This window comes from Roseovarius atlanticus (genome assembly GCF_019802205.1).
GTDB lineage: Bacteria > Pseudomonadota > Alphaproteobacteria > Rhodobacterales > Rhodobacteraceae > Roseovarius > Roseovarius atlanticus_A.
In genome coordinates this window covers 270,932-295,464 of sequence record NZ_JAHVHQ010000002.1, presented here as the reverse complement: position 1 = coordinate 295,464, position 24,533 = coordinate 270,932, and the positions used below count along the sequence as shown (strand labels likewise).

23 protein-coding genes and 1 tRNA gene are annotated in these 24,533 nt (G+C 65.5%); 14 read left to right on the top strand and 10 right to left on the bottom strand.

Going from position 1 to position 24,533, the window contains the following annotated elements; all coding sequences use genetic code 11:
• The first annotated feature begins 76 nt into the window (after window positions 1-76).
• The 4 genes from KUV49_RS01535 to KUV49_RS01520 all read left to right on the top strand — a co-directional run bounded on the left by KUV49_RS01535 (window position 77) and on the right by KUV49_RS01520 (window position 3,484).
• A complete protein-coding gene (locus tag KUV49_RS01535; RefSeq protein ID WP_222451305.1) occupies window positions 77-712 on the top strand; it encodes a LysE family translocator in 636 nt (211 codons plus the stop codon).
• 4 nt (window positions 713-716) lie between these two features.
• Window positions 717-1,664, top strand: coding sequence for an ABC transporter permease (locus KUV49_RS01530; protein WP_222451304.1), 948 nt, complete (start codon window positions 717-719; stop codon window positions 1,662-1,664).
• 153 nt (window positions 1,665-1,817) lie between these two features.
• Entirely contained in the window at window positions 1,818-2,732 is a 915-nt protein-coding gene (locus tag KUV49_RS01525; protein ID WP_222451303.1) for a sulfite exporter TauE/SafE family protein, read from the top strand.
• Window positions 2,732-3,484, top strand: a complete 753-nt coding sequence (locus KUV49_RS01520) for a TIGR02186 family protein (RefSeq protein WP_222451302.1) — start codon at window positions 2,732-2,734, stop codon at window positions 3,482-3,484. Before KUV49_RS01525 ends, KUV49_RS01520 begins: the two co-directional genes overlap by 1 nt.
• A 184-nt stretch (window positions 3,485-3,668) precedes the next feature.
• Here KUV49_RS01520 and KUV49_RS21365 read toward each other — a convergent pair whose 3' ends face one another.
• From KUV49_RS21365 to KUV49_RS01495, 6 genes are all read right to left on the bottom strand, one after another.
• A complete protein-coding gene (locus KUV49_RS21365; protein WP_261391537.1) occupies window positions 3,669-3,911 on the bottom strand; it encodes an SDR family oxidoreductase in 243 nt (80 codons plus the stop codon).
• On the bottom strand, window positions 3,869-4,309 hold the full coding sequence (locus KUV49_RS01515) for an NAD(P)-dependent oxidoreductase (RefSeq protein WP_261391472.1): 441 nt from the start codon (window positions 4,307-4,309) through the stop codon (window positions 3,869-3,871). Before KUV49_RS01515 ends, KUV49_RS21365 begins: the two co-directional genes overlap by 43 nt.
• A gap of 67 nt (window positions 4,310-4,376) precedes the next feature.
• Complete coding sequence (locus tag KUV49_RS01510; RefSeq protein WP_222451301.1) at window positions 4,377-5,189, bottom strand: alpha/beta hydrolase family esterase; 813 nt, start codon at window positions 5,187-5,189, stop codon at window positions 4,377-4,379.
• 130 nt (window positions 5,190-5,319) lie between these two features.
• Window positions 5,320-5,490: a hypothetical protein gene (locus KUV49_RS01505; RefSeq protein WP_172977994.1), complete on the bottom strand. Its 171-nt coding sequence runs from the start codon at window positions 5,488-5,490 to the stop codon at window positions 5,320-5,322.
• A gap of 15 nt (window positions 5,491-5,505) precedes the next feature.
• Entirely contained in the window at window positions 5,506-6,891 is a 1,386-nt protein-coding gene (locus KUV49_RS01500; protein ID WP_222451300.1) for an ammonium transporter, read from the bottom strand.
• A gap of 433 nt (window positions 6,892-7,324) precedes the next feature.
• The gene (locus tag KUV49_RS01495; protein ID WP_222451299.1) at window positions 7,325-8,758 is read right to left on the bottom strand and encodes an FAD-binding oxidoreductase; all 1,434 of its coding nucleotides are present in this window, start codon (window positions 8,756-8,758) and stop codon (window positions 7,325-7,327) included.
• Window positions 8,759-8,859: 101 nt separating this feature from the next.
• Between KUV49_RS01495 and KUV49_RS01490 the strand changes: the two genes are divergently transcribed.
• Window positions 8,860-8,936, top strand: a tRNA-Met gene (locus KUV49_RS01490).
• Between the two features lie 403 nt (window positions 8,937-9,339).
• The gene (locus KUV49_RS01485; protein ID WP_222451298.1) at window positions 9,340-10,173 is read left to right on the top strand and encodes a helix-turn-helix transcriptional regulator; all 834 of its coding nucleotides are present in this window, start codon (window positions 9,340-9,342) and stop codon (window positions 10,171-10,173) included.
• A gap of 19 nt (window positions 10,174-10,192) precedes the next feature.
• Here the strand turns inward: KUV49_RS01485 and KUV49_RS01480 are convergent, their stop codons facing one another.
• Window positions 10,193-11,485: an aspartate aminotransferase family protein gene (locus KUV49_RS01480; RefSeq protein ID WP_222451297.1), complete on the bottom strand. Its 1,293-nt coding sequence runs from the start codon at window positions 11,483-11,485 to the stop codon at window positions 10,193-10,195.
• A 4-nt stretch (window positions 11,486-11,489) separates the two neighbouring features.
• On the bottom strand, window positions 11,490-12,566 hold the full coding sequence (locus KUV49_RS01475; RefSeq protein ID WP_222451296.1) for a phosphotransferase: 1,077 nt from the start codon (window positions 12,564-12,566) through the stop codon (window positions 11,490-11,492).
• A gap of 203 nt (window positions 12,567-12,769) precedes the next feature.
• On the opposite strand from KUV49_RS01475, the gene KUV49_RS01470 reads away from it, so the two are divergent.
• From KUV49_RS01470 to KUV49_RS01435, 8 genes are all read left to right on the top strand, one after another.
• Window positions 12,770-15,490, top strand: a complete 2,721-nt coding sequence (locus tag KUV49_RS01470; RefSeq protein ID WP_222451295.1) for a LuxR C-terminal-related transcriptional regulator — start codon at window positions 12,770-12,772, stop codon at window positions 15,488-15,490.
• A gap of 87 nt (window positions 15,491-15,577) precedes the next feature.
• Window positions 15,578-16,693, top strand: coding sequence for a class II histone deacetylase (locus KUV49_RS01465; protein WP_222451294.1), 1,116 nt, complete (start codon window positions 15,578-15,580; stop codon window positions 16,691-16,693).
• Entirely contained in the window at window positions 16,690-17,538 is an 849-nt protein-coding gene (locus KUV49_RS01460) for a branched-chain amino acid ABC transporter permease (protein WP_222451293.1), read from the top strand. Before KUV49_RS01465 ends, KUV49_RS01460 begins: the two co-directional genes overlap by 4 nt.
• The gene (locus tag KUV49_RS01455) at window positions 17,535-18,545 is read left to right on the top strand and encodes a branched-chain amino acid ABC transporter permease (protein ID WP_222451292.1); all 1,011 of its coding nucleotides are present in this window, start codon (window positions 17,535-17,537) and stop codon (window positions 18,543-18,545) included. Before KUV49_RS01460 ends, KUV49_RS01455 begins: the two co-directional genes overlap by 4 nt.
• Window positions 18,542-19,258, top strand: coding sequence for an ATP-binding cassette domain-containing protein (locus KUV49_RS01450; protein ID WP_222451291.1), 717 nt, complete (start codon window positions 18,542-18,544; stop codon window positions 19,256-19,258). Before KUV49_RS01455 ends, KUV49_RS01450 begins: the two co-directional genes overlap by 4 nt.
• The gene (locus KUV49_RS01445; protein ID WP_222451290.1) at window positions 19,255-19,956 is read left to right on the top strand and encodes an ABC transporter ATP-binding protein; all 702 of its coding nucleotides are present in this window, start codon (window positions 19,255-19,257) and stop codon (window positions 19,954-19,956) included. The genes KUV49_RS01450 and KUV49_RS01445 overlap by 4 nt, the downstream gene beginning before the upstream one ends.
• Window positions 19,957-19,979: 23 nt before the next feature.
• Window positions 19,980-21,152: a substrate-binding protein gene (locus KUV49_RS01440; RefSeq protein ID WP_222451289.1), complete on the top strand. Its 1,173-nt coding sequence runs from the start codon at window positions 19,980-19,982 to the stop codon at window positions 21,150-21,152.
• Between the two features lie 193 nt (window positions 21,153-21,345).
• Window positions 21,346-23,031, top strand: coding sequence for an amidase (locus KUV49_RS01435; protein WP_222451288.1), 1,686 nt, complete (start codon window positions 21,346-21,348; stop codon window positions 23,029-23,031).
• Between the two features lie 118 nt (window positions 23,032-23,149).
• On the opposite strand, the gene KUV49_RS01430 is transcribed toward KUV49_RS01435, so the two are convergent.
• On the bottom strand, window positions 23,150-23,512 hold the full coding sequence (locus KUV49_RS01430) for a cupin domain-containing protein (RefSeq protein ID WP_222451287.1): 363 nt from the start codon (window positions 23,510-23,512) through the stop codon (window positions 23,150-23,152).
• Window positions 23,513-23,635: 123 nt separating this feature from the next.
• The gene (locus tag KUV49_RS01425; RefSeq protein ID WP_152496584.1) at window positions 23,636-24,523 is read right to left on the bottom strand and encodes a LysR family transcriptional regulator; all 888 of its coding nucleotides are present in this window, start codon (window positions 24,521-24,523) and stop codon (window positions 23,636-23,638) included.
• Window positions 24,524-24,533: the final 10 nt, after the last annotated feature.

The following is a 24,533-nucleotide window of genomic DNA, read 5'->3' as shown; positions in this document are numbered from 1 at the left end:
GCGAAGTGTTGATGCTGGGTCTGCGCAGCGATGTGTGGCAGGCTGCATGGGTCACATGTATTCGGAGCCTCGGACCATGACCGAATTCGCGCCTTACCTTCCCGGCTTCATCGCCGCCTATGCCATCCTGCTGGTGGGGGCGTCCTCGCCCGGGCCGGCGGTGGCGATGCTGTTGGGCATCTCGACCAACCAGGGTCGGGGGCCGGCATTGGTGACCTGCGCGGGGATCGCCGCGGGCAGCATGACGATCAATATCCTGACCATGCTGGGCGTGGGGCTGATCCTGTCGCAAGCGGCCTGGGCGATGAGCCTTTTGAAGCTGGTGGGCGCGGCCTACCTGGTGTGGCTGGCCTACGGGGCGTTCAAGAAGGCGCTGAACCCGCCAAAAGTGGCGGTGATGAAGACGCCGAAGCAGGTGAAGGCGAAGCTGTTTGCGCAGGGCTACGCGTTGCAGGTGACAAACCCCAAGGCGATTGTATTCTGGCTGGCCATTGCGGCGGTGGGCGCGGTCGACGGGGCGCCGGGGACCGTGATTGCTGCCTTCGTCGCCGGGTCATTTGCGATCAGCTTCACCATGCACGCGGCCTGGGCGCTGTTCCTGTCCTCGGGTCCCATCCGCGCGGCCTATGCCGGCGGACGGCGGTGGATCGAAGCGGGGCTGGGCAGCTTTTTCACCTTTGCCGCATACAAGATGGCCACGTCGGAGAGTTGAGCGCATGGAGTTCCTGACCCTTCTGCAAGTTCTCGACAGCACGGTGCGATTGGCCATACCGCTGTTGCTGGCGTGTCTTGCGGGGCTGTTCAGCGAGCGGGCGGGGATCTTCGACATCGGGCTGGAAGGCAAGATGCTGATGGCGGCGTTCTTTTCGGCCGCCGTCGCCTATGTGTCGGCATCGGCCTGGGTGGGGCTGTTGGCGGGGATCGGGTCGTCGATGTTGCTGTCGGGGCTGCACGGGCTGGCCAGCATCACGTTCCGGGGCAATCAGCTGATCTCGGGCGTGGCGATCAATTTCCTGGCGGCGGGGCTGACGGTGCTGATCGCGGCGGACTGGTTCCAGGAGGCGGGGCGGACGCCGTCGCTGGGCAGCGGCGCGCGGTTCGAGCCGGTCGACCTGCCTTTTGCAGACAGTCTGGGGCTGGTTTACGGCGAGCTGGTGTCGGGGCATACGATACTGGTCTACTTGGCCTTTTTGTGCGTTCCGGCCAGCTGGTGGGTGCTGTACCGAACGCGGTTCGGGCTGCGTTTGCGGGCGGTGGGCGAGAACCCGGAGGCGGTGGACACGGCGGGCATCAGCGTGCCGGGGATGCGGTTCGCGGCGCTGGCGATCTGCGGCGTGCTGTGCGGGGTGGCGGGGGCATACCTGTCGACCGCATTGCAGGCCGGGTTCGTCAAGGACATGACGGCGGGGCGGGGATATATCGCGCTGGCGGCGCTGATCTTTGCCAAGTGGCGGCCGTGGTACGCGCTGTGGGCGACGCTCTTGTTCGGGTTGTTGCAGGCGGTGGCGCTGCGGTACCAGACGCTCGAGCTGGGCGGTATCGCGGTTCCGACGCAGCTGATGGATGCGGCGCCGTATATCCTGACGGTCGTGATCCTGGCGGGGTTCGTCGGCAAGGCGATTCCGCCGAAATCGGGCGGCGTGCCTTACGTCAAAGAGCGCTAACTGCCCCAAGTGTCTCAAAAGTTTCGGAAACGGAAGCGCATGGACCGATGCGTTCACACTTCGTAAGGCCAGTTCATATAAATTGATCAGACCTGAGGCGGCAAAGCCCATGCCGCGCTTGCAAAAAGCCCTGAGCCGGGGCTAACACGGGTTATGCAGATCTACCTTCCCATCGCCGAGGTTTCGGTCAATGCGTTCCTGCTTTTGGGGCTGGGTGGATTGGTGGGCGTGCTGTCGGGGATGTTCGGTGTGGGCGGCGGGTTCCTGATGACACCGCTGCTGTTCTTCATCGGCATCCCGCCGGCGGTGGCCGTGGCGACCGAGGCCAACCAGATCGTGGCGTCGTCCTTTTCGGGCGTGCTGGCGCATCTGAGGCGCAAGACCGTGGACCTCCGAATGGGCACGGTGTTGCTGATCGGCGGCCTCATAGGCGCGGCGCTGGGCGTCGTGGTGTTCAACTACTTGCGGTCTCTGGGCCAGGTCGATCTGCTGGTGCGGCTGTGCTACGTGGTGTTCCTGGGCATCATCGGCGGGATGATGTTCTTCGAGAGCCTGCGGGCGATCCGGCGCAGCAAGTCGGGCAAGCCCGCGGCGCGCAAGAAACATACCTGGATCCAGAAGCTGCCGTTCAAGATGCGGTTCCGCACGAGCGGGCTATATATCAGCGTCATTCCCCCGGTGATCGTGGGGGTTTGCGTGGGCATCCTGGCGGCGATCATGGGCGTGGGCGGCGGGTTCATCATGGTGCCGGCGATGATCTACCTGCTGGGGATGCCCACCAAGGTGGTCGTGGGCACGTCGCTTTTCCAGATCATTTTCGTGACCGCATTCACCACGCTTCTGCACGCCACAACGAACTTTACCGTGGACGTGGCGCTTGCGGTGCTGCTGTTGATCGGGGGCGTGATCGGCGCGCAGATCGGGACCACGATCGGCACGCGGATGAAGGCCGAGCAACTGCGGATCCTGCTGGCGCTGATGGTGCTGGCGGTGTGCTTCAAGCTGGCGCTGGACCTGCTGCTTGTCCCGTCCGAGCTTTATTCCATTGGCGCGGCGGAGGGGCATTGATGCGTTGGCTGATCGCCTTTCTGTTCGTGGCCGGGCCGGTGATGGCCGAGGAGGTCGTGCTGGGCCTGAGCCGGGACAAGGTGGCGATCACCGCCACCTTCGATGGTTCGGAAATCCTGGTGTTCGGTGCGGTCAAGCGGGAAGAGAAGATCCCCGAGGAACCGCTGGACGTGATCGTGGCCATCGCGGGCCCGAGCAAGCCGGTGGTGGTGCGCCGCAAGGAGCGGCGGTTCGGCATCTGGGTGAATACGGACGCGGTCGAGGTGGACCGGGCACCGTCGTTTTATGCCATCGCCACGACCGGGCCGCTGGACCGGGTGCTGTCGAATGTCGAGGACCTGCGACACAGCATTTCGATCCCGCGGGCGATCCGGGCGGTGGGCACGGCGAGCGACACGGTCGATCCGCAGGCCTTCACCGAGGCGATCATCCGCATCCGAAAGGCCAACGGGGCCTACAGTCTGCAGGAAGGGGCGGTGTCGCTGGACGAGCAGACGCTGTTCCGGACGTCCATCGCGATGCCTGCGAACCTGACGGAAGGGGCCTATACGACGCGCATCTTCCTGACCCGGGGCGGCGAGGTCGTGTCGACCTACGAGACGGCCATCGGCGTGCAGAAGGTCGGGCTGGAGCGGTGGATCTTCAACCTGTCGCGGGAACAGCCTCTGATCTACGGGCTGATGTCGCTGGCCATCGCCATCGCGGCGGGCTGGGGGGCGTCGGCGGCGTTCCGGGCGATACGGGACCGCTGAGCCGGATCCAGGGTTAACGCTCCTGTTTCACCATTTTTCGCATGTCGGTATTGCGTCGGTATTCGGGTGGTATCGCGACGGTGCCATTTCCGTCGCACGGCAGGTTAACGGACCGCGCGGATTTCGCGGGCGCAGCATAAGAACTTAAGAAGACGTAAAATTCATAGGTCCAGTTCGTCCGAATTCACCGGGCGAGAACGACGTCCCCGCGAATGTCGAAACCCTGCTCGATCGCGTCGATCAGGTAGCAGGCGGTGTCGGCGCGCGAGATCAGCCCGTTGCGCCACGCCTTGGGGTCGCGAAGCACCTGGTAGCTGCCGGTGCGCGTGCCGTTTGTCAGGATCACGGGGCGCGCGATGGTCCAGTCGAGGGGGCTGTCCATGATCAGCGCCTCCTGCCGGTCCTTGTCGGCGTAGGGGCGGCCCAGGATGGCCTTGTGCCGAGGCTTTCGACGCTGCTCATGGCCGACCGGCTGCGGCCCGCGCCGAAGCCGGTGACGGCGACGAGGCGGGAGACGCCCGCCGTCTGCATGGCGTCCAGAAGGATGCGGGTGGTCTTCGAAAAAAGAGTGACCTCTTTCCAGAGCATGGAGACGCTTTCCTTGATCCCCAGCGCGTAGATCACCGCGTCGGTGCCCCTGAGCGCCTCGGCCACGTTGGCGGGGTCGCGCGCGTCGCCGGGGAACGGCTCGAGCCCCGGGCGGGCGGTCATATCGCCGGCGGAGCGGGCGAAAGCGCGCGCGGTATGATTGCGGCGCAGCGCCTCCTCGACGGCGCATTGGCCGATGCCGGAGGTGGCGCCGAAGATGGTGATGTGGGTGCTCATGCGGGTCCCTTGCGTGGCGTTCGTGTCAGGACCTAGCGGCGGCGGGGGTGAGGTAAAGTGCGGTGGGTCAACCGGAGAAGATCAGACCCCATGCGGCCGCGATCCAGTCTGTGCGGAAGCTGTGGCCGCCGGGGTGCAGGCATTTGACCAGCCGGGTGTCGTTGGGGGCGGTCCAGGCTTCGCAGGTCAGGCCGTCATGCAAGGCGGGGGCCTTGGAGGGCTCGTGCCCGGCGAGCTTGCGGTACATCGAGAGGACGGTTTCGACATCGCCCTGCCGCGCCTCGCCGATGGCGCGGCCCGCAAGTGGAACGATCCGGTCGGACGTGCCGTGAACATGGATGATGTCGGCGGGAGGCATCGTGCAGCTGTCGGGCGTGGGCGCCCAGAAGGTGCCGGCGACGGGAATGAAGCCGGCATAGTCGGCGGGCCGGTGACAGGCCAAGGTCCAGGTCATCATGCCGCCGGCGGAAAAGCCGGCCATGACGATGCGGTCGGGGTCGATCGGGTTCCTGTCCAGGATATCGGCGCGCAGGGCGTCGAAATAGGCCAGTTCCGTGTCGGGTGAGGTGACGCCGCCGGAGGGCGTGCCGGGCAGGCGCCAGTCGTCGCCCCTGGCGTTGGCCGCGACCAGCGCGATGCCCAGGCGGTCGGCCATGGCGCGCAGCGAACCGTTGCGCATCGTGCCCGCCGCCGAGCCCTTGTAGCCGTGGGCGAAGATCAGCGCGCCCATGGGAGCGGCGCCATCCTGCCCCTTTGGCAGGTAGATGCGGTAGTTGCGGTCACCGATCCGGCAGTCGGTGTCGGGCCCGCAGGCGACGGCCGGAAGACCGGCCAGCATCAGTGCGAGCGTGAGGGAGAGGAGGGCAGCCAAGTGTTTCATGCCGAAAGGATTAGCACCGCCGGCGCCCGGTGACAGGGCCAATGCGGGCCTTCACGGTCATTTGACCCTGCCCGGATGCAAAACGCCCCGCAGGCAACCCGCGGGGCGTTTCGGCCAAGCAGGCCGAGGCTTACTTGTGCTTCTTGTACTTGGTCGACTCGATGCCGTTGCCAAAGAACAGGGCGGCGACGCAGATGCCTATGGCGATCAGGCTGTAGACCAGCGTGTGGCCGCCCGCGCCGCCGACGAAGATCACGCCGCTGACACCGTCCCAGGATGCGTTCTCAAAGGGAAATCCCATGGTTCTTTCCTTTCGTTACTGCGACGCCGGGGGCGACGCCATGATGCCTTCGGGATAGGCCTGTGCCGGTACCTTGACCGTGTCCAGACCCGCAATTTCGGCCGCTTCGGGCACGCGCAGCATTCCCACCATCTTCAGGATGAGAGAGCTGACGTAGCCGGTGCTGAACCCGATCGCGACGAAGACGACGATGCCGACAAGCTGGCCGATCAGGCTGACCGTCGGGGCGCCTTCGCCGGTAAGGGCAGGATAGCCCGACGCGAAGAGGCCCAGCATCAGCATGCCGAAGACGCCCATCGTGCCGTGCACGGTGACCGCGCCCACGGCGTCGTCGATCCCCATGTTCTCGAGGATCGTGGCGGCGGGTTTGAGCATGATGCCCGCGACGATGGCGATGATGAAGGTCAGCGACGGGAAGTAGATGTCGAGACCCGAGGCCACCGAGATGAGGCCCGCCAGCGCGCCGGACATCATCCAGAACGGATCGCGGGTGAAGAGCCACGCGCCGATGATGCCGCCCGAGACCCCCATCAGGATGTTGAAGGTCAGCGCGCCGAGGTTGGTGGGCGTGCCGTAGATCGTGGTGAAGTTGCCGCCCCACGACCAGGCCTCGCCGCCCACGACGAGGCAAGCCATCAGGAAGCCCCAGAAGCCCACGACGATGAGCATGAGCCCCGTGGCCGTGAAGGGCATGTTGTGACCGGCGAGGTTGTTGGCGGTGCCGTCGGGATTGAACTTGCCGATGCGCGGGCCGAGGTTGATCAGCACGCCGAGCGCGAAGAAGGCCGCGACCGCGTGGACAAGCCCCGCCGCGCCGAAGTCATGCACGCCCCAGTCCTGCACCAGCCAGCCATCCGCGTGCCAGCCCCAGGCCGCCGCGAGCGTCCAGCTGAAGCCGCCGAGGATGATGGCGAGGATGACGAAGCCCACGGTCTGGATGCGTTCGATCACGGCACCCGACATGATCGAGGCGGTGGTGGCGGCGAAAAGCGTGAAGGCGCCCCAGAAGACGCCGTCGATCTGGTCTTCGGTGTTGGGGCCCATGTAGGCCGCCGACTCGCCCCATGGCCAGGCGATGGCGTTGGCATAGGCCGCGCCGGAGATGCCGTTCGGCCCCTCGGACAGCGAGAAGCCCGTGGGGAAGCCCCAGTAGACCCACCAGCCGAAGAAGTAGAAGGCCGGAATGACGAACGCGAAGGCGAGGATGTTCTTGACCCCCGACGAGAGCGCGTTCTTGGCGCGCGATGCGCCCATTTCATAGGCCAGGAAGCCTGCGTGGATGATGATCATGAGGGGAATGGAGAGGTAGTAATACGTCTCCGCGAACATGGTGTTGGTCATGTTCCCCTTCGCCTCCATCGCGGCCACCTGGGCCGCAAGTTCCGCGAGTTGTTCTTCCATTTTTCTTTTTAACCTCCGTGTTGGCCGGAGCGCGCAGTCCCGTACGCTTCGATTCCGGCGACGCCATTACTGAAGCGGGTCGGCGGCGTTCCGCCAAACGTTTTTTTCGGCCCGCGCGCGGCGGGGAAAGCACCGTTTTCGCGGGTGCAGGATGCAGGGGGCAAAGGAGAGCGTGAGGCGCCGATATGGCGTGGTTTGCCGTAAGGTCATGAAACTTTTAGGTAATCACGCGGGGCGTGGGCATAGGGCGGCACTCGGTATTGGCAAGAAGATGCATTCCTGTCGCCGCAGGGTTGTGCGGGAAAAATTTGGTGCCGCGTTTTAGGGTGATCCAAAGATGGACCAAAGTTTGCACAGCAAATAGGCAACCGGCGCTAAAGATGCGGGCAACAAGACCGGAGTTGTACCGGACCAGGTTGCCTGCGGGACAGGCTCAGCCGGGCGGACCGGGCAGGACCTTGCCGGGGCTGAGGATGTTCTGCGGATCAAGCGCGGCCTTGATGCTGCGCATCACGTCCAGGGCCACGGCATCCTTGTGCAGGGCCATCGCGGGACGTTTCGACAGGCCGACGCCGTGTTCGGCGGAAAAGGAGCCGCCGAGGGATATCGCCACGTTTTCGACCGCGCGATTGACGGCGGCGTGCACCTCCGGGTCGTCGGTGGTGGGCCAGCCGGAGAAGTGCAGGTTGCCGTCGCCCAGATGCGCCACGTGCAGGAAGCGGATGCCGGGGTCGACGGCCCGGGTTTCGGTTTCGATCCCGGCGATCAGGTCGGCCATGCGGTCGAGCGGGACGGCGATGTCGTTGTCCACCACCGGAGAATGCAGGCGGGTGAGTTCGGCGGCGGCCTCGCGCCTTGCCCACATCTCGGACCGCTGGGCGGCGTTTTGCGCGACGGTGGCGTCGAGGATATCGCCGGCCTCGAGCATGTCGGAGAGGACGGTTTCCAAGTGGCTGGCCATGGGCACGGCGCCGGTGGCGTCGGGCGTGGCGTCACGGGCCGACAGGGCGCCGAGTTCAAGGAAGATGTTGACGTCGTGACGCTGCTCGAACGGGGCGCGGGCGTCGGGATAGCGGCTGAGATGGGCGTCGATGTAGTTGCCGGGCATCAGCTCGAACGCCTCGACCGAATTGGCGGTCTCGGCCTGAAGCCGGTGCAGGAGCGTGAGGGCCGCGGCGATGGAGGGGCAGGCGGCCATGGCACTGACATAGGCGCGGGGCCTGGGGGCGAGTTTCAGGACGGCGGCCGTGATGATGCCCAGCGTGCCTTCGGCGCCGATCAGAAGGTCGCGCAGGTCATAGCCGGAATTGTCCTTGTGCACCGCGCTCATCAGGTCGAGCACGCGGCCGTCGGCCAGGACCGCCTCGATGCCGAGGCAGAGGCCGCGGGTGGAGCCGTAGCGCACCACGTTCGAGCCGCCCGCGTTGGTGGACAGCGCCCCGCCGATCATCGCCGAGCCGCGCGCGCCGAAGGTGAGCGGGAAGATCAGGTCGTGGGCGTCGGCGGCCTCGTGCAGGTTGGCGAGGACCACGCCGGCCTCGACCACGGCGACCCGCGCGTCGGGCCGGATCTCGCGGATGGTGTTCAGGCGGTCGAGCGACAAGAGCAGCGCACCGCCGGCATCGGTGCCGTGCGTCAGCCCGGTATTGCCGGAGATCGGCACGACGGGGGTGCCGTGACGCGAGGCGCATTGCAGCGCCTTCGAGACCTCGCCCGTGTCCGCGGGGCGCAGCACGGCGAGCGGTTCCGGGCGCGTGTCGCCCATCCAGTCGATGCGGTAGGGTGCTGCGGCCTCGCCGGTGAGCACGCAGGCGTCACCGAGCGCCGCGCGCAGATCGGAAAGCAGGAGAGAGGTATCTGTCGTCATGATGTGCAAACTGCGTCCGGTGCCGGGCGGCTGCAAGGTGAAATGCGTTGGATTTCCGGCTTGACGCAGTGATGTGCCTGTCTTAACTAGCGCCACGGTTTGGCGGAGTAGCTCAGGTGGTTAGAGCAGCGGAATCATAATCCGCGTGTCGGGGGTTCAAGTCCCTCCTCCGCTACCAAATTTTCCATGCATTTATCAGATAGCTGATGATAAGCGTGCCGTCCGGCCTGTGGCCGTCGGCTTTCGAAGCTTTCGGCCTGAGCGATGATTCAGCGATCGGCCTGGGGTATCCCCCATTACACGGTGCGAATTGCAGCGACCGCCAAGTATCTGCGGTCGCCGCCTGTAACCTGAAATGCGTGCCTTAAGAACTCGCTACATATGTCAGGTGCCGCGATTCCCTGCTGGGCAAAAAGAGACACGAGAATGTCGAATTTGCGCCTCTGCCACAACTCGGACACAAAGGCGATGCCGACATGGAAGCCGCCTCGTCCGCGGCCCTGACCGTTTCATGCCGACCATTGGTTTTGCCCTGTCCACGAATGCTTGTGCAGAGCGTTCGATATGTGAAAAAATCCGGCATGCCGAATGAACTTCCACCCCATACCAGGGATCTTGCGAAAGGTCTGCCGAGCGACGCCCTGACCCGGCTGTTCGGCGAGATGGCCGCGCTGGATGCCCAGGTTGGCGGCCGGACGTTTCCCGAGACTGTGGTGAGCTGGGTGCGACGCTGGATTCCGACGCAGTCGGTTTCACTGTTCGAATTCGAAGCCGGAATGCAGCCCCGGACGCTTTTCAGCCATGCACCCGGCCATGATCCGAACATGGTTGAATACACCAACGGGATTTACGTGCTCGACCCGATGTACAGCCTGTTCGCGGAAGATCGGTTCTTCGGTACGGTGCTGCTGGACCTTGCGGGCAGCAAGGACCGCGAGATGCCGGAGACCTTTGCGCGCTACTGGATCAAGGTGTCGGCCGACCACGAGATCGGCACGCTGATGGAGATCGGCCCCGACCGCTGTGCGCATCTGTCGATCTACGTGTCGCTGGGGGACAAGGTTCAGGATGCGCTGGCCCTGATCGAGCTGGTGCATCCGGTTCTGACCGGCATGTTCCGGCGGCACCTTGTACCGCAGGTGCCCGACACCACGGCCACGGAGGCCGCGCGGCGGCGCGTGCATGCGACGGTCTCGAAGGTGATGAGCGATTTCGGGTCGGCCACGCTGACCGATCGCGAGCGGGAAATCTCGCAGCTGCTGCTCAAGGGCCATTCGTCGAAATCCATTGCCCGGATCCTGGACATCTCTCCGGGCACTGCGGCGATCCATCGGTCGAACATCTACCGCAAGCTGGGCGTGACAGGCCATGGCGAGCTGTTTTCGATGTTCATCGGCAAGTTGATCGACGGTTGAGTTTCGTGCCCGCGCGGTCCTAGAGCCGCGCCAGGGCGGCATCCAGCGTTTCGATCAGCAGGTCCGTTTCCTGTTTGCCGAAGACCAGCGGCGGGCGGATCTTCATGATGTTTCCGTGGGCGCCCATCCGTGACACCAGTACACCGTTGTCCTTCATCCATTCGACGCAGGACAGGCAGGCCTCGGCATCGGCCGCCTTGGTCGCGCGGTCCGAGACGAATTCGGCGGCGATGAAGAAACCCTTGCCCCTGAGATCTCCGATCACGGCGTGCTTGTCGGCCAGCGCGCGCAGGCGGGCGAACAGATCGTCGGACGTGTCCTTGACATGTCGAAGCAGGTTGTCCCGTTCCACGATCCGCAGCACGGCTTTTCCCACCTCGGCGGAGACCGGATTTCCTGCGAACGTGTTGAAGTATTCACCGCCCCGGTCGACATAGGCCTGCATGATGTCCGGGGTGGTCGCCGTGATCGCCAGCGGGTGGCCGTCGCCCATGGGTTTGCCCATGGTGATGATGTCGGGCACCACGCCGGAGTCCATCACGCCCCAGTAATGGTCGCCGAGGCGACAGAGACCCGACTGGACCTCGTCCGCGATGACCAGGCCGCCGGCCGCGCGTACCCGGGTGAAAAGCTGCTGCTGGTAGATTGGCAAGGGTGCGAAGATGCCCGAGCCGTCATAGATCGAGTCGACAAGGACGGCCGCGACGCCGTGGCCCCTTTGCTGCAGCGTCTCGATGGCCTTGTCGATCTGGGCCGCGTGATGGGCGGCAAAGCGGGCCGGGTCGTCGGAGGACACGCCGCGATAGGTGTCGGGCGCATCGATCTCGCAGATGTAATCGGGGCAGGGATCGGGGCGTATCGCGGGGGAAAGGTCGCGCACCAATGTCGTTGCCCCGTGGTAGGTGTCCTTGAGAATGATCAACCCGTTGTGGCCGGTGACGCGGCGGGCGATCTGGCAGGCGTAGTCATTCGCCTCGGACCCGGTGCAGACGAGGTTGGACACCGAGATGTCGCCGGGGAGCACGGCGGCCAGCATCTCGGCGTATTCGATGATGGATTCGTGCAGGTAGCGGGTGTGGGTATTGAGCCGCTGCGCCTGGCGGTGCAGCGCTTCGACCACTTCGGGGTGGCAATGGCCGACCGACGCCACGTTGTTGTAGCAGTCGAGGTACTTGCGCCCCTCGGCGTCCCACATCCAGACGCCCTCTGCCCGGACAAGGTGGACAGGGTCGCGGTAGAAATGGCTGTAGGCGGGGCCGAGAACCTTGCGCCTTCGGTCCAGAAGCTCCTGGGTGCCGGGAGAGGGGGACATGGGGTCACTCCATCTGATTGGCCGCGTCCAGAACGCGGCGCGTGAAATCCTGTGGGTCGGTGTCGAGCTCGCGGTCCAGTGCGCGGATGGACCGGGGCAGTTCGGTCCGCACGAGGGACGCGGCCCCGGAAAGGTCGTGCTGCACGCGGAACGTCAGAAGCTCCACCGTCAGGATCATGCGGGCAAGGATCGCGTCGTGCAGGTAGGGCAGTTGGTCCAGGGGCAGGGGGCTTGCCGCGGCAAAGCCCTGCAGGCAGGCGATGGAGATGGCGACGGGGTCGGCCTCGTGTTCGATCAGGCTGGCGAGCGCCACGGCGAGCTCCTGCAGCACCGGGCCCGCGATCATGTCGCCGAAGTCGATCAGGCCGCAGACCCGGTCGGGCTCTTCCGGCGCGATCAGGATGTTGCCGGAATGGGCGTCGCCGTGGATCATCACCTGCGGCATGGCGCGCATGGCGGGCAGGCCGGTTGCGGCGAGGCGCCGGATGACAGGCGCGCAGCGAGAGCGCAGGTGGTCCGGCAGGTAGTCTTGCGAAAGCTGGCGGGATTCGAGCAGACCGTTCAGCGTGTCCCACGGCATGAAGTGGGTGGCGGCGGGGTGCGAGAACCCGGTGAACGCCCGATTGAGCCGGCCCAGCATGTGCCCGATGTCCCGACCGACGCGCTCGCTGACGTGGTTCGTCGCGTTGAGCGGGGTGCCGGGCAGGAAGCTGAGCAAGCGCAGGCTGAGGGTCTCGCCCGCGTGGGGGACAGGGACAGTCAGCGCGCCGTCGCTAGCAGGGATCATTCGGGGGACGGGAAGGGTGCCGTCCCGTGCGGCCAGGTGCTCCAGCGCGGCGATCTGAAAGTCGATCAGCGCGGGATCTTCGGTGGGATTGGCGACCTTGGCCAGATAGTCGCCGTTGCTCGTGCGGAGGCGCATATTCTGGTCCCGCTCACCGGCGAGCGGTTTGAGCGTGCCCTCGAGCCCGTAGGCCCGACGCAGCGCCTCGGCCAGCCGTGCCGGGGGTAGGGCGGGGGGCGCAAAGCGCAGGTCTGCGACGGAAAGGGTGCCGTGGGGCGGTTTGGAAACATCTTGCATGTCCGGAAGGAAGCCGGTTCGGCGGGAATACTCAATATCTCGAATTCAATAGAGGCGGGGGGCGAGGCACGTGCTAACACGGGGTGGAGTTGCTTCCTCGCTGTCGCGTTGTACCTATGTTGGTGCCGTTCCGCCTGTCCGCGTGGATGCGCCCGCCGACCTGGCCTGCCGAGGGATACCGCCACCGTGATAAAGACGCCCAGATGACCGAAACACCTGGAGACACGCTGTCTGCCGGGCCGCCCCGCGGGGCGGAAACCGGGTTCATTGCGCGGGACGCTCTGATTTCGCGGATCGAGGGCGCCTGGCCGGTGAAGCTGCTGATCGTCCAGGCCCCGGCGGGGTATGGCAAGTCCCACGTGGCGCGGCAGTGGTGGCATCGGCTGGGGGCGGCGCAGGTGCCGAGAGGCTGGATCGGCCTTGACGAGAGCGACGCGTCGCCCGAGCAGTTCGTGGAAAAGCTGCTGAAATCGCTCACCGGGCTGGCGCCCGACACGGTGCCGCGGCTGCTGGCGTTGCTGGGGTCCGCCGTCGCCTTTCCCGAGCGCGAGTTGCTGGAGGGGCTGGCACGCGCCGTGGTCTCTGAGCGGGAGCGGCTCGTGCTGTTCCTCGATGACTATCACCTGATCCACGGCACGCCCGCATCCGCCTTTGTCGAGCGGCTGATGAAGGCGATGCCGGCGCAGTTGAACCTGGTGCTGACCACCCGCAAGAAGCCGGACTTCCCGTTGGCGCGGCTGCGGCTGTCGGGAGACGTGCTGGAATTGGGACAGGCGGACCTGTGCTTCACCGCCGAGGAGGCTTCGGCCTTTTTCGAGGAGACCTGTCAGGCGGTGGTTCCCGACCATGCCGTTGCGGAGATCCACAACCGGACCGAGGGCTGGCCCGCGGGGTTGCGGATGGCCGCGATCAGCCTGTCGAGCATGCAGGGATCCGCCGCCACCCGATCCGTGTTCGACCAGGCCAATGCGCAGGATCAGATCTCGGAATACCTTTTCGACGAGGTGCTGAGGCACCTGCCGGAAGACCTTGCCCGGTTCATGTTCGAGACTGCGGCGCTGACGCATTTTTCCGTCGAGACCTGCGAGGGCATCCTGGAATGGCCCGATGCCGCCGACCGCCTGCGCGAGTTGGGGGAGCGCAATCTGTTCCTGATCCGGCTGGACGGGCCGGAGGGGCGCTATCGCTATCACCACCTGATCCAGGAGCTTCTTCTGGCGCGGATCAGCGAGGCGCAGCGGCGCGACATCTCGGCCCGGGCGAGCCGGTGGTTCGAGACCGAGGACCGGATCGTCGAGGCGGTAAGCCATGCCCTGCTTGCGGACCTGGAGGAACGGGCGGTGGAACTGGTCGAGCGGCATGCGGTGAACCGGCTGCTGCAGGGCTACGTTCTGGAGACCCGGCGGCTGCTGGACATGATCCCCGCGGAACTTCAGCGGAACAGGCCGGGGATCGTGCTGTGCCATGTGTGGCTGCTGATGCAAGGCGCGAGCCCCGAGGATGCCGCCACCCGGCTGGAAGAGGCGAGGCTGGCGATGGAGGTTCTGCGCGAGGCGGATCGCGACGCGGGGATCGCACCGAGCGAAATCAGCGTGATGGAAGTCGGCATGCTGAGCGCCATGGAGAACTTTCCTGCCGCGAAGGAGAAGGGCAAGGGGCTGCTGGAACGGCTGCCCGCCGACCGTCCCTACCTGTCGGGGACGCTGGCCAATATCCTGGGGCACGTGGATCTGGCCCTTGGCGAGCTTTCCAGCGCCCGGCGATATTTCGAACGGGCGCGGGCCGTCCATTCCGCGGCGCGGCATTACTTTGGCGTCTTCATGGCAGACCTTCTGCTGGGCCTGACCGAAAAGAACGCCGGAAACCTGCGCCTGTCCGAGCAGATCTTTCGCCAGTCCATCCGCGACAGCCAGGCGCGGCTGGGGCCGGGATCCTATCCCGAGGCGCTGGCCAGTGTCGCGCTCGCGGAAATCCTGTACGAGTACAACGACCTGCGCGCCTCGGAGCGGCTGTTCCATCAGCATCGCCAGGTGGCGCGGTCCTGGGCGCTGGTGGTGCAGCAGATTTCGATAGACCTTCTGGAGATACGACTGCTGGCGGCTGCCGGGCAGCGGGATGAGGCGGTTCGGAAGCTGGACCTTGCGAGCCTGCAACCCAAGATGAAGTTCGAACGCTACCTGGACCGGCTGATTGCCGAGCGTCTGCGGCTGACCGCCGACCGCGCGGATGTCAGCCCGCCGCCCGGTCGGCCGCGGGCCGCCGACCCCGGTGACGCCGGTCCGGATTTCGTGCGGGAATTCGCGGCGATCGCCGCCATTCGGCGCATGATTTCGGAGGTTGAATCCATTGGCGCGATACGGGCAACCGAGACATTGCTGGAACAGAATCACGCCGCGCAGCGCAAGCGCCGCGAGATCGAGCTTCTGGTGCTGCGGGCGCTGGCCTTTCACAATCTGCGACAGATGCAGGAGGCCGGGGCCGCGCTGACGGAGGCGCTGCGCCTTGCCGAGGGGGAACGGTTCGTGCGCACCTTTCTCGACGAGGGGCCGCAGATCACCGACATACTTCGGCACCTTTCGCGGGATCAGTCCCCGGTCGCGGACCCGGGCATTCGCAACTACATCAACCAGTTGCTGGCCGCCGCAAGGGCCGGGGCCGGCGCGCCCGCCAGTCCGGCCGCGCCGGGCGGACAGGCGGTGCTGCTGGAGGCGTTGACCCAGCGGGAGCAGGCGGTGCTGGCGCAGCTTGCCCTTGGCAGCACCAACGAGGAGATCGGCGGCACCCTGGGGATGAAGCTGCCGACGGTGAAATGGCACCTCGGCAACATCTATTCCAAGCTTTCGGTCAAGAACCGGGCCCAGGCCATTCTGAGCGCGCAGCACCTGGGACTGATCCCGCCCCATACCAAAGTTCGGGACAGCTGAAATCGCACCCCCGACCTGCGACGGGTCCGCGCCGGCTTGCGGTCGTCTATGCATGGTGCAGGACGATTCGAAGGATGTGGAGGAACCATGGCGACCGGATTTCTATTTCACGAGAGGTACCTGTGGCACGACCCCGGCAGCGCCATTCTGGTTGTGCCCTGCGAGGGCGTGCACCAGCCCATGCCCAGTGCGGAAACCGCCGAAGGCAAGCGGCGTATCCGCAACCTGGTCGAGGCCGGCGGGCTGAGCGACCACCTGGTGCCGCTGAAGCCGCGCCTGATCGCGGAGGCGGACCTGCTGCGGTTTCACACGCAGGATTATCTCGATGACCTCAAGCGGATCGACAAGACCGGCGGTGTCGCCGGAGAATCGGTGCAGTTCGCGGCAGGCGGTTACGAGATCGCGCGGCTGTCCGCCGGCGGTGTGCTGAGCGCGATGGAGGCGGTGTTGTCCGGCAATGTCGAGAATGCCTATGCGCTGGTGCGCCCGCCCGGTCACCATGCGGAGCGCGACCGCGCGCGGGGGTTCTGCCTGTTCGCGAATATCTCGGTCGCGATCATGGCCGCCCAGGCGACGCTGGGTGTGGGCCGCGTGGCGGTGGTGGACTGGGATGTGCATCACGGCAACGGCACCGAGCAGGCGTTCTATGACAGCGCGGACGTGCTGACGATCTCGATTCACCAGGACGGAAACTATCCGGCGGAAACGGGCGGGTATGACGCTCGCGGAAGCGGGGCGGGAGAGGGGTACAACCTGAACATCCCGCTTCCCGGCGGATCGGGGATTGGGGCCTACAAGGCGGCTTTCGAGCGCGCGGTGCTGCCTGCGCTCGACGCGTTCGAGCCCGATCTGATCGTGATCGCCGCCGGATTCGATGCCAACGGGTTCGATCCGCTGGCACGGCAGATGCTGGATAGCGAGACCTACCGCTGGATGACCGCGCGGCTGATGGAACGCGCCAAGGACCTGTGCATGGGCCGCCTGCTGGCGGTACACGAGGGCGGCTACAGCGAGGCCTACGTGCCCTATTGCGCGATGGCGATGCTGGAGGAGTTGTCCGGGCAGCGTTCGGACATCAGCGATCCCTTGCAGGAGGTAGTGGCCGCCTGGCCGGGGCAGGACCTGCAGCCGCACCAGCAGGAGGCCATCGAGCGCGCCATCGCGGGCCATCCGGCCGTGCGAGAAAGGCAGGCCGCGCAGTGAGTGACCTGATCGTCATCCTGCTGAACGCCGCCACGCTGACCAGCATCCTGATGCTGGTCGGGCTGGGGCTGGCGATCATCTTTGGCCTGATGCGCGTACTGAACCTGGCACATGGCGAGTTCGTTGCCATCGGCGCCTTTGCCATGGTGGTGGCGCATGACGCGGGGCTGGGGTTCATAGGCGGGCTGGTGCTGGCGACGGCTGTGGGGGCTCTTGGCGGGCTGCTGTTGGAATGGGGGATCGTGCGGCATCTCTATCACCGGCCGATCCAGGCGATCCTGGCGACCTGGGGCGTCAGCCTGGCGTTCCAGCAATTGCTGCAGCTAGCCTTCGGGACCGGCGCCCGCACGGTGCCTGCGCCGATCCAGGGGGCGGTGGAGATCATGGGCACGGCCTATCCCGCCTACCGGCTGCTTCTGATCGCGCTGTCGCTGCTGCTTTTCGCGGGGCTGGCCATCGCGATGCGGCGCACCTCGCTGGGGCTGGACCTGCGCGCGGTGATCCAGAACCGGGAGATGGCGGAATCGGTCGGGATCAACACGGCGCGGACGTTCTCGATCTCCTTTGCCATCGGCAGTGCGGTCGCCGCCATCGCAGGTGCGCTGGTGGCGCCGCTGGTGTCGATCCTGCCGCAGATCGGTGTGAACTACCTGGCCAATTCGTTCTTCGTGGTGATCGTGGGCGGGGTCGGATCCCTGGGCGGGGTGCTGGCGGGCAGCGCCTTCATCGGCGGGCTGGACAGCCTGATCGCCTATCAATTGTCGCCAAGCCTGTCGCGCGCCATCGTCCTGTTGCTGGCGATCATCCTGGTGCGGTTCCGGCCGCAGGGTCTGGTCAAGCCATGAGCCCGCGCAAGACCGGATCGGGGGGCCTGGGAGAGCTGTTCCGCAAGGACCGGAGCCACACGGTGATCTTCCTGGTGCTGGCGGCGCTGGTGCTGGTGGCGTCGCCCTACCTTGACTATTACAACACGACGGCGGTCCGGGACGCGGCCATTTTCGGCCTGTTCGCCCTGTCGCTGGACTATTTCTGGGGAAAGACCGGGCAGCTGAGTTTCGGGCACGCGGTGTTCTTCGGGGTGGGGGCCTATGCCTACGCGCTGGTCGCGCCTGTGCTTGGCGGCACGGCGGGATCGCTGGCCGGGCTTGGCGCGGCCGTGGCCCTGCCGGTGGTGGTGGCCGGTGTCATCGGCTACTTTCTGTTGTTCGCCGGCATCCGGGGCGATTTTTTTACCATCGTGACGCTGGCGCTTGGGGTGATCGCGCAGCAACTGGCGATTTCCTGGGTCGCGGTCACCGGGGGCGATGCGGGCCTTGTCGGGGTGCCGCCGCTGACGCTGGGGGGCTTCGTGTTCTTTTCACCCACCAGCACTCTGTACCTCGCGCTGGGCACGCTTGTCTTGCTCTACTTCGTGGTCGCCATCCTGAGTGCGGGCCACACGGGCAAGGTGCTGACCGCGATCCAGTGCAACGAGACCCGGGCGCAGTCGCTTGGCTACGACACGTCGGCGGAGCTGCTGAAGGCGCTGATGCTGTCGGCGGGCATCGCCGGGCTTGCCGGTGCGCTTTACGCCGCCACGTCCGGCATCGTGGTTCCCGACCTGGTGGGGCTGCTGCTTTCGACCGAGGTGATCATGTGGGTCGTCGTCGGCGGACGCGGCACGCTGGTGGGGCCGGTGGTGGGTACCTTCCTGGTGATGCGCTTTCAGCAGGAGATTTCGTCGGTCAGTGCCGCCTTGTGGCCGCTGGTCGTCGGTGTCGGCTTCGTCATCCTGGTCTTTACCGCGCCGAACGGGCTGTTGCCCTGGCTGGGCCGGATGGGGCGCAGGCTGACCGGAGGGAGGACGCCATGACCGAAGCCGCCCTCGAAACCCGTCATCTGGCGTTGAGCTTTGGTGGGGTGCGCGTCACGCGCGATGTCTCGTTCTCGGTCGCGCCGAAGGAGCTGGTCGCGATCATCGGGCCTAACGGCGCCGGAAAGTCGACGCTGCTGAACCTTATCACCGGCGTCCTCAAGCCCGACAGCGGGCAGGTCCTGACCGCCGGAAAGGACATTACGGGCTGGAAGCCGCATCACATCGTGCGCGCGGGGATCGGGCGCAAGTTCCAGGTGCCCAGCACATTCGACGACCTGAGCGTGCGCGAGAATATCGAGGTCTCGGTGAACGGTCCCGGCGCCGCGCGGGACGGCGGCATGAATGTCGACACCGTTCTGGAGCGTGTCGGATTGACGGCGAAGGCCGACACGCTGGCCTGCAACCTGTCGCACGGGCACCGCCAGTGGCTGGAGATCGGCATGGTGCTGGCGCTCCGCCCGCGGGTGCTGCTGCTGGATGAGCCGACAGCCGGCATGACCCCGGAGGAGACCGCCCGGACGGCCGAGATCGCACGCGACGTCGCGCAGGTCTGCAGCGTCGTGGCGATCGAACACGACATGAGTTTCGTGCGCGCGCTGAATTGCCGGACGGTCGTGCTGCACCAGGGCGCCCTGCTGCGGGATTCGGATTTCCAGACCATCTCCGAGGATGAGGAGGTGCGCGACATCTACCTGGGGAGGCATACATGATCCTGTCGGCACGGGACCTGACCGGCGGATACGGCAGCATCAACGTGCTGAACGACCTGTCCTTCGAGCTGGGCGAAGAAGAGGTGCTGACAGTGATCGGCCGCAATGGTGTGGGCAAGACCACCCTGATGCGGGTGCTGACCGGCCACCTGCCGAAAACCGGCGGCACCATCCGGTTCCTGGACAAGGACACGGGCGGAATGAAGCCCTACGCGCTGGCCCGCGCCGGGATCGGATACGTCCCCCAGGGACGGCAGATCTTCGCGAAGCTGACGATCGAGGAAAACCTGTTGACCGGCATGCGCGCGGCGGGCGGCCATGACGCCGACGCCATGGAGGACGTGCTGGAGCTGTTCCCGCGGCTGCGCGAGCGCCTGGGCCAGATGGGCGGAACGCTGTCGGGGGGCGAGCAGCAGCAGCTAGCCCTGGCGCGCGCGCTGTGCGGCAAGCCCAGGGTCCTGCTGCTGGACGAGCCGTCCGAAGGCATCCAGCCCAATATCGTCGATCTTATCGGCGACCTGATCACCCGGATCGTGAAGGAGCGGCGGTTGTCGGTCCTGCTGGTCGAGCAGAACCTCAACCTGATCCGCACCGCCGCCCATCGCTGCCTTGTCATGGACAAGGGAAAGATCGTGGCCGAAGGCCCGCCCACGCTCTTGGACGACGAGGAATTCGTCGCCCGTCATCTGGCCATCTGAAAATGAACCGACAGGAGAGAACCATGAGTATTTCGAGACGACAAATGCTGAAATCCGCCGGGGCGGCGGGGGTGCTGGCGTTCGGGGCGCCGTCGATCGTGCGAGCGGCGGACGTGATCAACGTGGGCGTCACGGCGCCGATCACCGGGCTGTCCGCGATCCTGGGCGAGACGCTGGCCAATTGCTACAAGCTGGCCGCGGCGCAGCTGAATGCCAAGAACGGCATCGGCGGGCGAGAGGTGAACCTGATCATCGAGGACAACCAGACCAGCACCAAGGGCGCGGTGGACAAGGCGCGCAAGCTGCTTTTCTCGGACAATGTTGACGTGATGATGGGCGGCATCCTGAGTCTGGAGCGCACCGCGACGCTGTCGGTCACCGGCCCGGCCAAGAAGCTCTATATCTACCCGACCTATTTCGAAGGCGGGGAATGCGACCCCTTCATGATCGCCACCGGGGGTGTGCCGAACCAGCAGATCGACAACTACGTCCCCTGGCTGATCGAGAATGTCGGCAAGACCTGCTACATCCAGGGATCGGATTATGCCTGGGCGCAGGTGTCGTCGAGGATCATCCAGGAGGCCTTTGAAAAACACGGCGGCGAGGTTGTGGGCGTGGATCTTTTCCCGTTCGGCACGCAGGATTTCGGCCCGTCGATGCAGAAGGTGCGCGAGGCCAATCCGGACATGGTCTGGACCATGGTGGTGGGGAACGACGCAATCACGGCGGTCAAGCAGTACCGCAGTTTCGACATGAAGCCCGCCTATGTGACGCAGGCCTTCGACGAGGTCTTCACCACCAGCGCGCTGCCCGATGGCGAGGCGGAAGGCATGCTGTCGGCGCAGTCCTATTTCACCACCATCGAAAGCCCCGAGAACAGCGCCTTCGTCGCCGCCTACCGCGACATGTTCGGTGAAAACGCGCTGGTCAATTCCATCTCCGAGGCGGCCTATACCGGGTTCATGCTCTACGCGGCGGCGGTGGAGCAGACGGGCGGCACATCGGATGCCGAACTGGTCGAGGCGATCACGAGCATGACATTGGAGGCACCCCAGGGCACGGTGTCGGTTTCGCCCGAGACCAACATCATGTCCACCAACTCCATCATCGGCCGGGCGCGGGCGGACGGGCTGTTCGATATCGAGGAGCACTTCGGACGGGTCGAGGCGAGCGATCCGGACTGTTCGCTGAGCTAGGCAGGGAAAGGCCGCGGGCGTTCGGGGCTTTTGCCTCGTTCCCGCGGTGAACATCGCGTGCGGCCGGACCGATACGGGCCGCTTGCGGTCTGTGTCGGCCGTTGACCATATAGGAGGGCCGTTTTCGGACGGCCCGGACCGCGGAAACGCTGGGCCCTGCGGAGCGACAGGCACTTGTGACGAGGAGCGGGATATGGAGGTCGTAGAGGCTTCGATTGCAGATTTGAAGGCTGCGCTTGCTTCGGGCGAGACAACGGCCGAGGAACTGGTGTCGGTCTATCTCGCCCGTATCGCCTGTTACGATCAGGGCGGGATACGGCTGAACGCCGTGCCGTTGCTGAACCCGGATGCCCTTGCAGAAGCGCGGGAGTCGGATGCGCGCCGGGCGGCGGGACAAACATTGTCGGCGTTCGACGGTATCCCCTATACCGCCAAGGACAGCTACAAGGTGCGCGGCATGACCGTGGCCAGCGGCTCGCCGGCCTTTGAGGATCTCGTCGCCAGCGAAGACGCGTTCGTCATCTCGCGACTGCGTGCGGCGGGGGCGATCCTGATCGGCTTGACGAACATGCCGCCGATGGCCAATGGCGGGATGCAGCGCGGGCTCTACGGGCGGGCCGAGTCCCCGTATAACGCCGACTTCCTGACGGCGGCCTTTGCCTCGGGTTCCTCGAACGGCTCGGGCACCGCGACGGCGGCAAGTTTCGCGGCCTTCGGCTTGGGCGAAGAGACATGGTCGAGCGGGCGGGCGCCGGCCTCGAACAACGGATTATGCGCCTACACCCCCAGCCGTGGCGTGATTTCGGTACGCGGCAACTGGCCGCTGATTCCGACCATGGACGTGGTCGTGCCGCATACCAGAAGCATGGGGGACATGCTGTCACTGCTTGACGTTCTCGTCGCCGACGATCCCGAGACCGAGGGCGATTTCTGGCGGATGCAGCCCTGGGTGCCGATACCGGCGGCGTCAGAGGTTCGGCCAGACTCCTATTCGGCCCTGGCTGATAGCGCGACGCTGAAAGGCCGGCGCTTTGCCCTGCCTGCGATGTATGTCAACGCGGACCCGGAGGCGGGGACCAACCCCGCAGGCGGGATCGGCGGCCTTACCGGGCAACGCATCGACACGCGGCCGTCCTTCGTGCGCCTTATGGAGCGTGCGTGCGCTGCGTTGGAGGCCGCGGGGGCACAGGTGATCAGGACCGACTTTCCGCTTGTCACGAGATACGAGGGCGACCGCCCAGGGGCGCCTACGATCCGCACCCGCGGTCTTGTTCCCGAAGCCTTCTTGGATCGCGAAGTCCGGGACCTGTCGGCCTGGTCATGGGATACCTTCCTGCGCCTGAATGCGGACCCGCGTCTGAGCCGCCTGAGCGACGTGGACGGGGATCGGATATTTCCCCGGCCCGACGGGGCCTTGCCAGATCGCTATTTCGGGTTCGATCACGACATCGCCGAATATCCGGCCATTGCGCGCGCGCAGGCGGTCGAAGATTTCCGGGACATCCCTTGGCTCGCTGAAGGGCTCGAGGGGCTGGAGGCGACGCGGCGCGAAGACCTGGAGGACTGGATGGACGCGCTTGGACTGGACGCGGTGATTTTCCCGGCAGTCGCCGATATCGGGCCAGCCGATGCCGACGTTACACCCGCCTCGGCCGACCTGGCATGGCGGAACGGCACCTGGGTCGCGAACGGAAACCTGGCGATCCGCCATTGCGGCGTTCCCACGGTCACCGTGCCGATGGGCGTTGCGGATGACATCGGGATGCCGGTCGGCCTTACTTTTGCGGGACGGGGCTGGTCCGACAATGACCTCTTGTCCTTTGCCAGTGCATTCGAAGCAAGCGGCCGCTATCGTGTTCCTCCACCGAGGACGCCTTGAGGCTATGCTGCCTTTGCGCGCAAGCGAAAGCGGTGGGTCCGAAGTCCGTATCTGGCGGAGTGCGCCGAACTGCGCGACATGGGGGCGACGCGGACCTGTGAATACGAAATAATGCCTGTCAGCCGGGCGAGAACTTCAACAGCACCAGAGCGCCCGACTTGCTGCCCGCCGTGTGCATGGTGCCGGGTGCGCGGATGATGAGATCGCCCGGCACATAGCTGTTCTCGTCATCATAGAATGACCCTTCCAGCACGTAGATTTCCTCGACCGTTTCATGTGCGTGGGACTCGGAAAACGCGCCCGGGGCAATTTTCATCAGCATTGTCATATCGCCCGAGGAGGATTCGTAGAGGGGTTTCGTTTCGAACCCTTGGGTGCCGGTTTCCTGCCAATCCAGGGCGGACTGGTTCAGATAGGCCGTGCCGGACGCAGGGCGGTCCAGCGTTGCGGCGGCCCCTGTCGGCTGGAATTGGTCTGCCATGCTTGTATCCCGTTTGCTGAGGTTCGAAGAATGCTACTGAAGGGCGGGTGAAACATCAAATGTCGCGGCGGAATTTCCGCCTGCATCGAAGAGCTGCCCCAGGCCGGTGCGCGCCGGCGCATCTCAGTGTTTTACTTCTGCCAGCCAGTTCACGAACAGGTCCCGGGGTTGATGGTTCGGTTCATCCTTGGGCCAGACGAAATAGTACGTGCCGATGCTGGTCTTGCTTTCCGACCAAAGCGCCACCAGTTTGCCATCCTGCAATTCGTTCTCGACCAGGTAGGTCGGCAACAGTGCCGCGCCCATGTCGTGAATCGCGGCCTGGATCATCGAAGCGAACTGATCGAAGAGCATTCCGGCAGGGCATTTGAGGTCTTCTCCAAGCGCCCTGGCCCAGTTTTCCCACGCGTCCGGGCGTGTGTCGAGGTGGAGGAGCGGCAGCGAGAACACGTCGCTCACCGTGGTGCCGCGAAGTGTTCCGGCCACTTTCGGCGATGCCACGGGGACGACATATTCCCGCATGAGTTCGTGGTAGGCCACGTCGGACCAGTCCTTCTGGCCGAAATGGATGGCGCCGTGAAAGGGTTCGGCGGCGAAGTCGAACGGTCTCAGCCTGGTGCTGAGGTTCACGGTGACCTCGGGATGACGCGCCACGAAATCGGGGAGTTTCGGGGCCAGCCAGCGGACGCCGAAGGCCGGGAGCATCGCGATGTTAAGCTGCCCCCCTGCGGGATTCGCCTTGAGGCGCAGGCTTGCCGTTCCGATCTGGTCCAGCGCGGCCCTGACCTGGGTGCAATAGGTCCGCGCGGCCGGCAGGAACTTGATGCTTTTCTTGTCGCGCATGAAGAGCGGGGTTTCGAGGTACTCCTCGAGAAGTTTAAGCTGGCGGCTGACCGCGCTTTGGGTCACGCCCAGTTCAAGGCCGGTTTGCGTGACATTTCCCGTTCGCTCGAAGGACTCCAGAGCGCGCAGTGCGGACATCGGGGGCAGGAAACGCTTTGGGTTGGGCATGGGTATGAGG

Bases quoted from the DNA above. Each gene is read 5' to 3' on its own strand.
- KUV49_RS01480 (WP_222451297.1), bottom strand. From the start codon at position 11,485: ATGTCCCCCTCTCCCGGCACCCAGGAGCTTCTGGACCGAAGGCGCAAG.
- KUV49_RS01520 (WP_222451302.1), top strand. From the start codon at position 2,732: ATGCGTTGGCTGATCGCCTTTCTGTTCGTGGCCGGGCCGGTGATGGCC.
- KUV49_RS01440 (WP_222451289.1), top strand. From the start codon at position 19,980: ATGAGTATTTCGAGACGACAAATGCTGAAATCCGCCGGGGCGGCGGGG.
- KUV49_RS01435 (WP_222451288.1), top strand. From the start codon at position 21,346: ATGGAGGTCGTAGAGGCTTCGATTGCAGATTTGAAGGCTGCGCTTGCT.
- KUV49_RS01450 (WP_222451291.1), top strand. From the start codon at position 18,542: ATGACCGAAGCCGCCCTCGAAACCCGTCATCTGGCGTTGAGCTTTGGT.
- KUV49_RS01465 (WP_222451294.1), top strand. From the start codon at position 15,578: ATGGCGACCGGATTTCTATTTCACGAGAGGTACCTGTGGCACGACCCC.
- KUV49_RS01445 (WP_222451290.1), top strand. From the start codon at position 19,255: ATGATCCTGTCGGCACGGGACCTGACCGGCGGATACGGCAGCATCAAC.
- KUV49_RS01515 (WP_261391472.1), bottom strand. From the start codon at position 4,309: ATGAGCACCCACATCACCATCTTCGGCGCCACCTCCGGCATCGGCCAA.
- KUV49_RS01475 (WP_222451296.1), bottom strand. From the start codon at position 12,566: ATGCAAGATGTTTCCAAACCGCCCCACGGCACCCTTTCCGTCGCAGAC.
- KUV49_RS01470 (WP_222451295.1), top strand. From the start codon at position 12,770: ATGACCGAAACACCTGGAGACACGCTGTCTGCCGGGCCGCCCCGCGGG.
- KUV49_RS01425 (WP_152496584.1), bottom strand. From the start codon at position 24,523: ATGCCCAACCCAAAGCGTTTCCTGCCCCCGATGTCCGCACTGCGCGCT.
- KUV49_RS01530 (WP_222451304.1), top strand. From the start codon at position 717: ATGGAGTTCCTGACCCTTCTGCAAGTTCTCGACAGCACGGTGCGATTG.
- KUV49_RS01500 (WP_222451300.1), bottom strand. From the start codon at position 6,891: ATGGAAGAACAACTCGCGGAACTTGCGGCCCAGGTGGCCGCGATGGAG.
- KUV49_RS01510 (WP_222451301.1), bottom strand. From the start codon at position 5,189: ATGAAACACTTGGCTGCCCTCCTCTCCCTCACGCTCGCACTGATGCTG.
- KUV49_RS01455 (WP_222451292.1), top strand. From the start codon at position 17,535: ATGAGCCCGCGCAAGACCGGATCGGGGGGCCTGGGAGAGCTGTTCCGC.
- KUV49_RS01495 (WP_222451299.1), bottom strand. From the start codon at position 8,758: ATGACGACAGATACCTCTCTCCTGCTTTCCGATCTGCGCGCGGCGCTC.
- KUV49_RS01525 (WP_222451303.1), top strand. From the start codon at position 1,818: ATGCAGATCTACCTTCCCATCGCCGAGGTTTCGGTCAATGCGTTCCTG.
- KUV49_RS01430 (WP_222451287.1), bottom strand. From the start codon at position 23,512: ATGGCAGACCAATTCCAGCCGACAGGGGCCGCCGCAACGCTGGACCGC.
- KUV49_RS01485 (WP_222451298.1), top strand. From the start codon at position 9,340: ATGCCGAATGAACTTCCACCCCATACCAGGGATCTTGCGAAAGGTCTG.
- KUV49_RS01505 (WP_172977994.1), bottom strand. From the start codon at position 5,490: ATGGGATTTCCCTTTGAGAACGCATCCTGGGACGGTGTCAGCGGCGTG.
- KUV49_RS01535 (WP_222451305.1), top strand. From the start codon at position 77: ATGACCGAATTCGCGCCTTACCTTCCCGGCTTCATCGCCGCCTATGCC.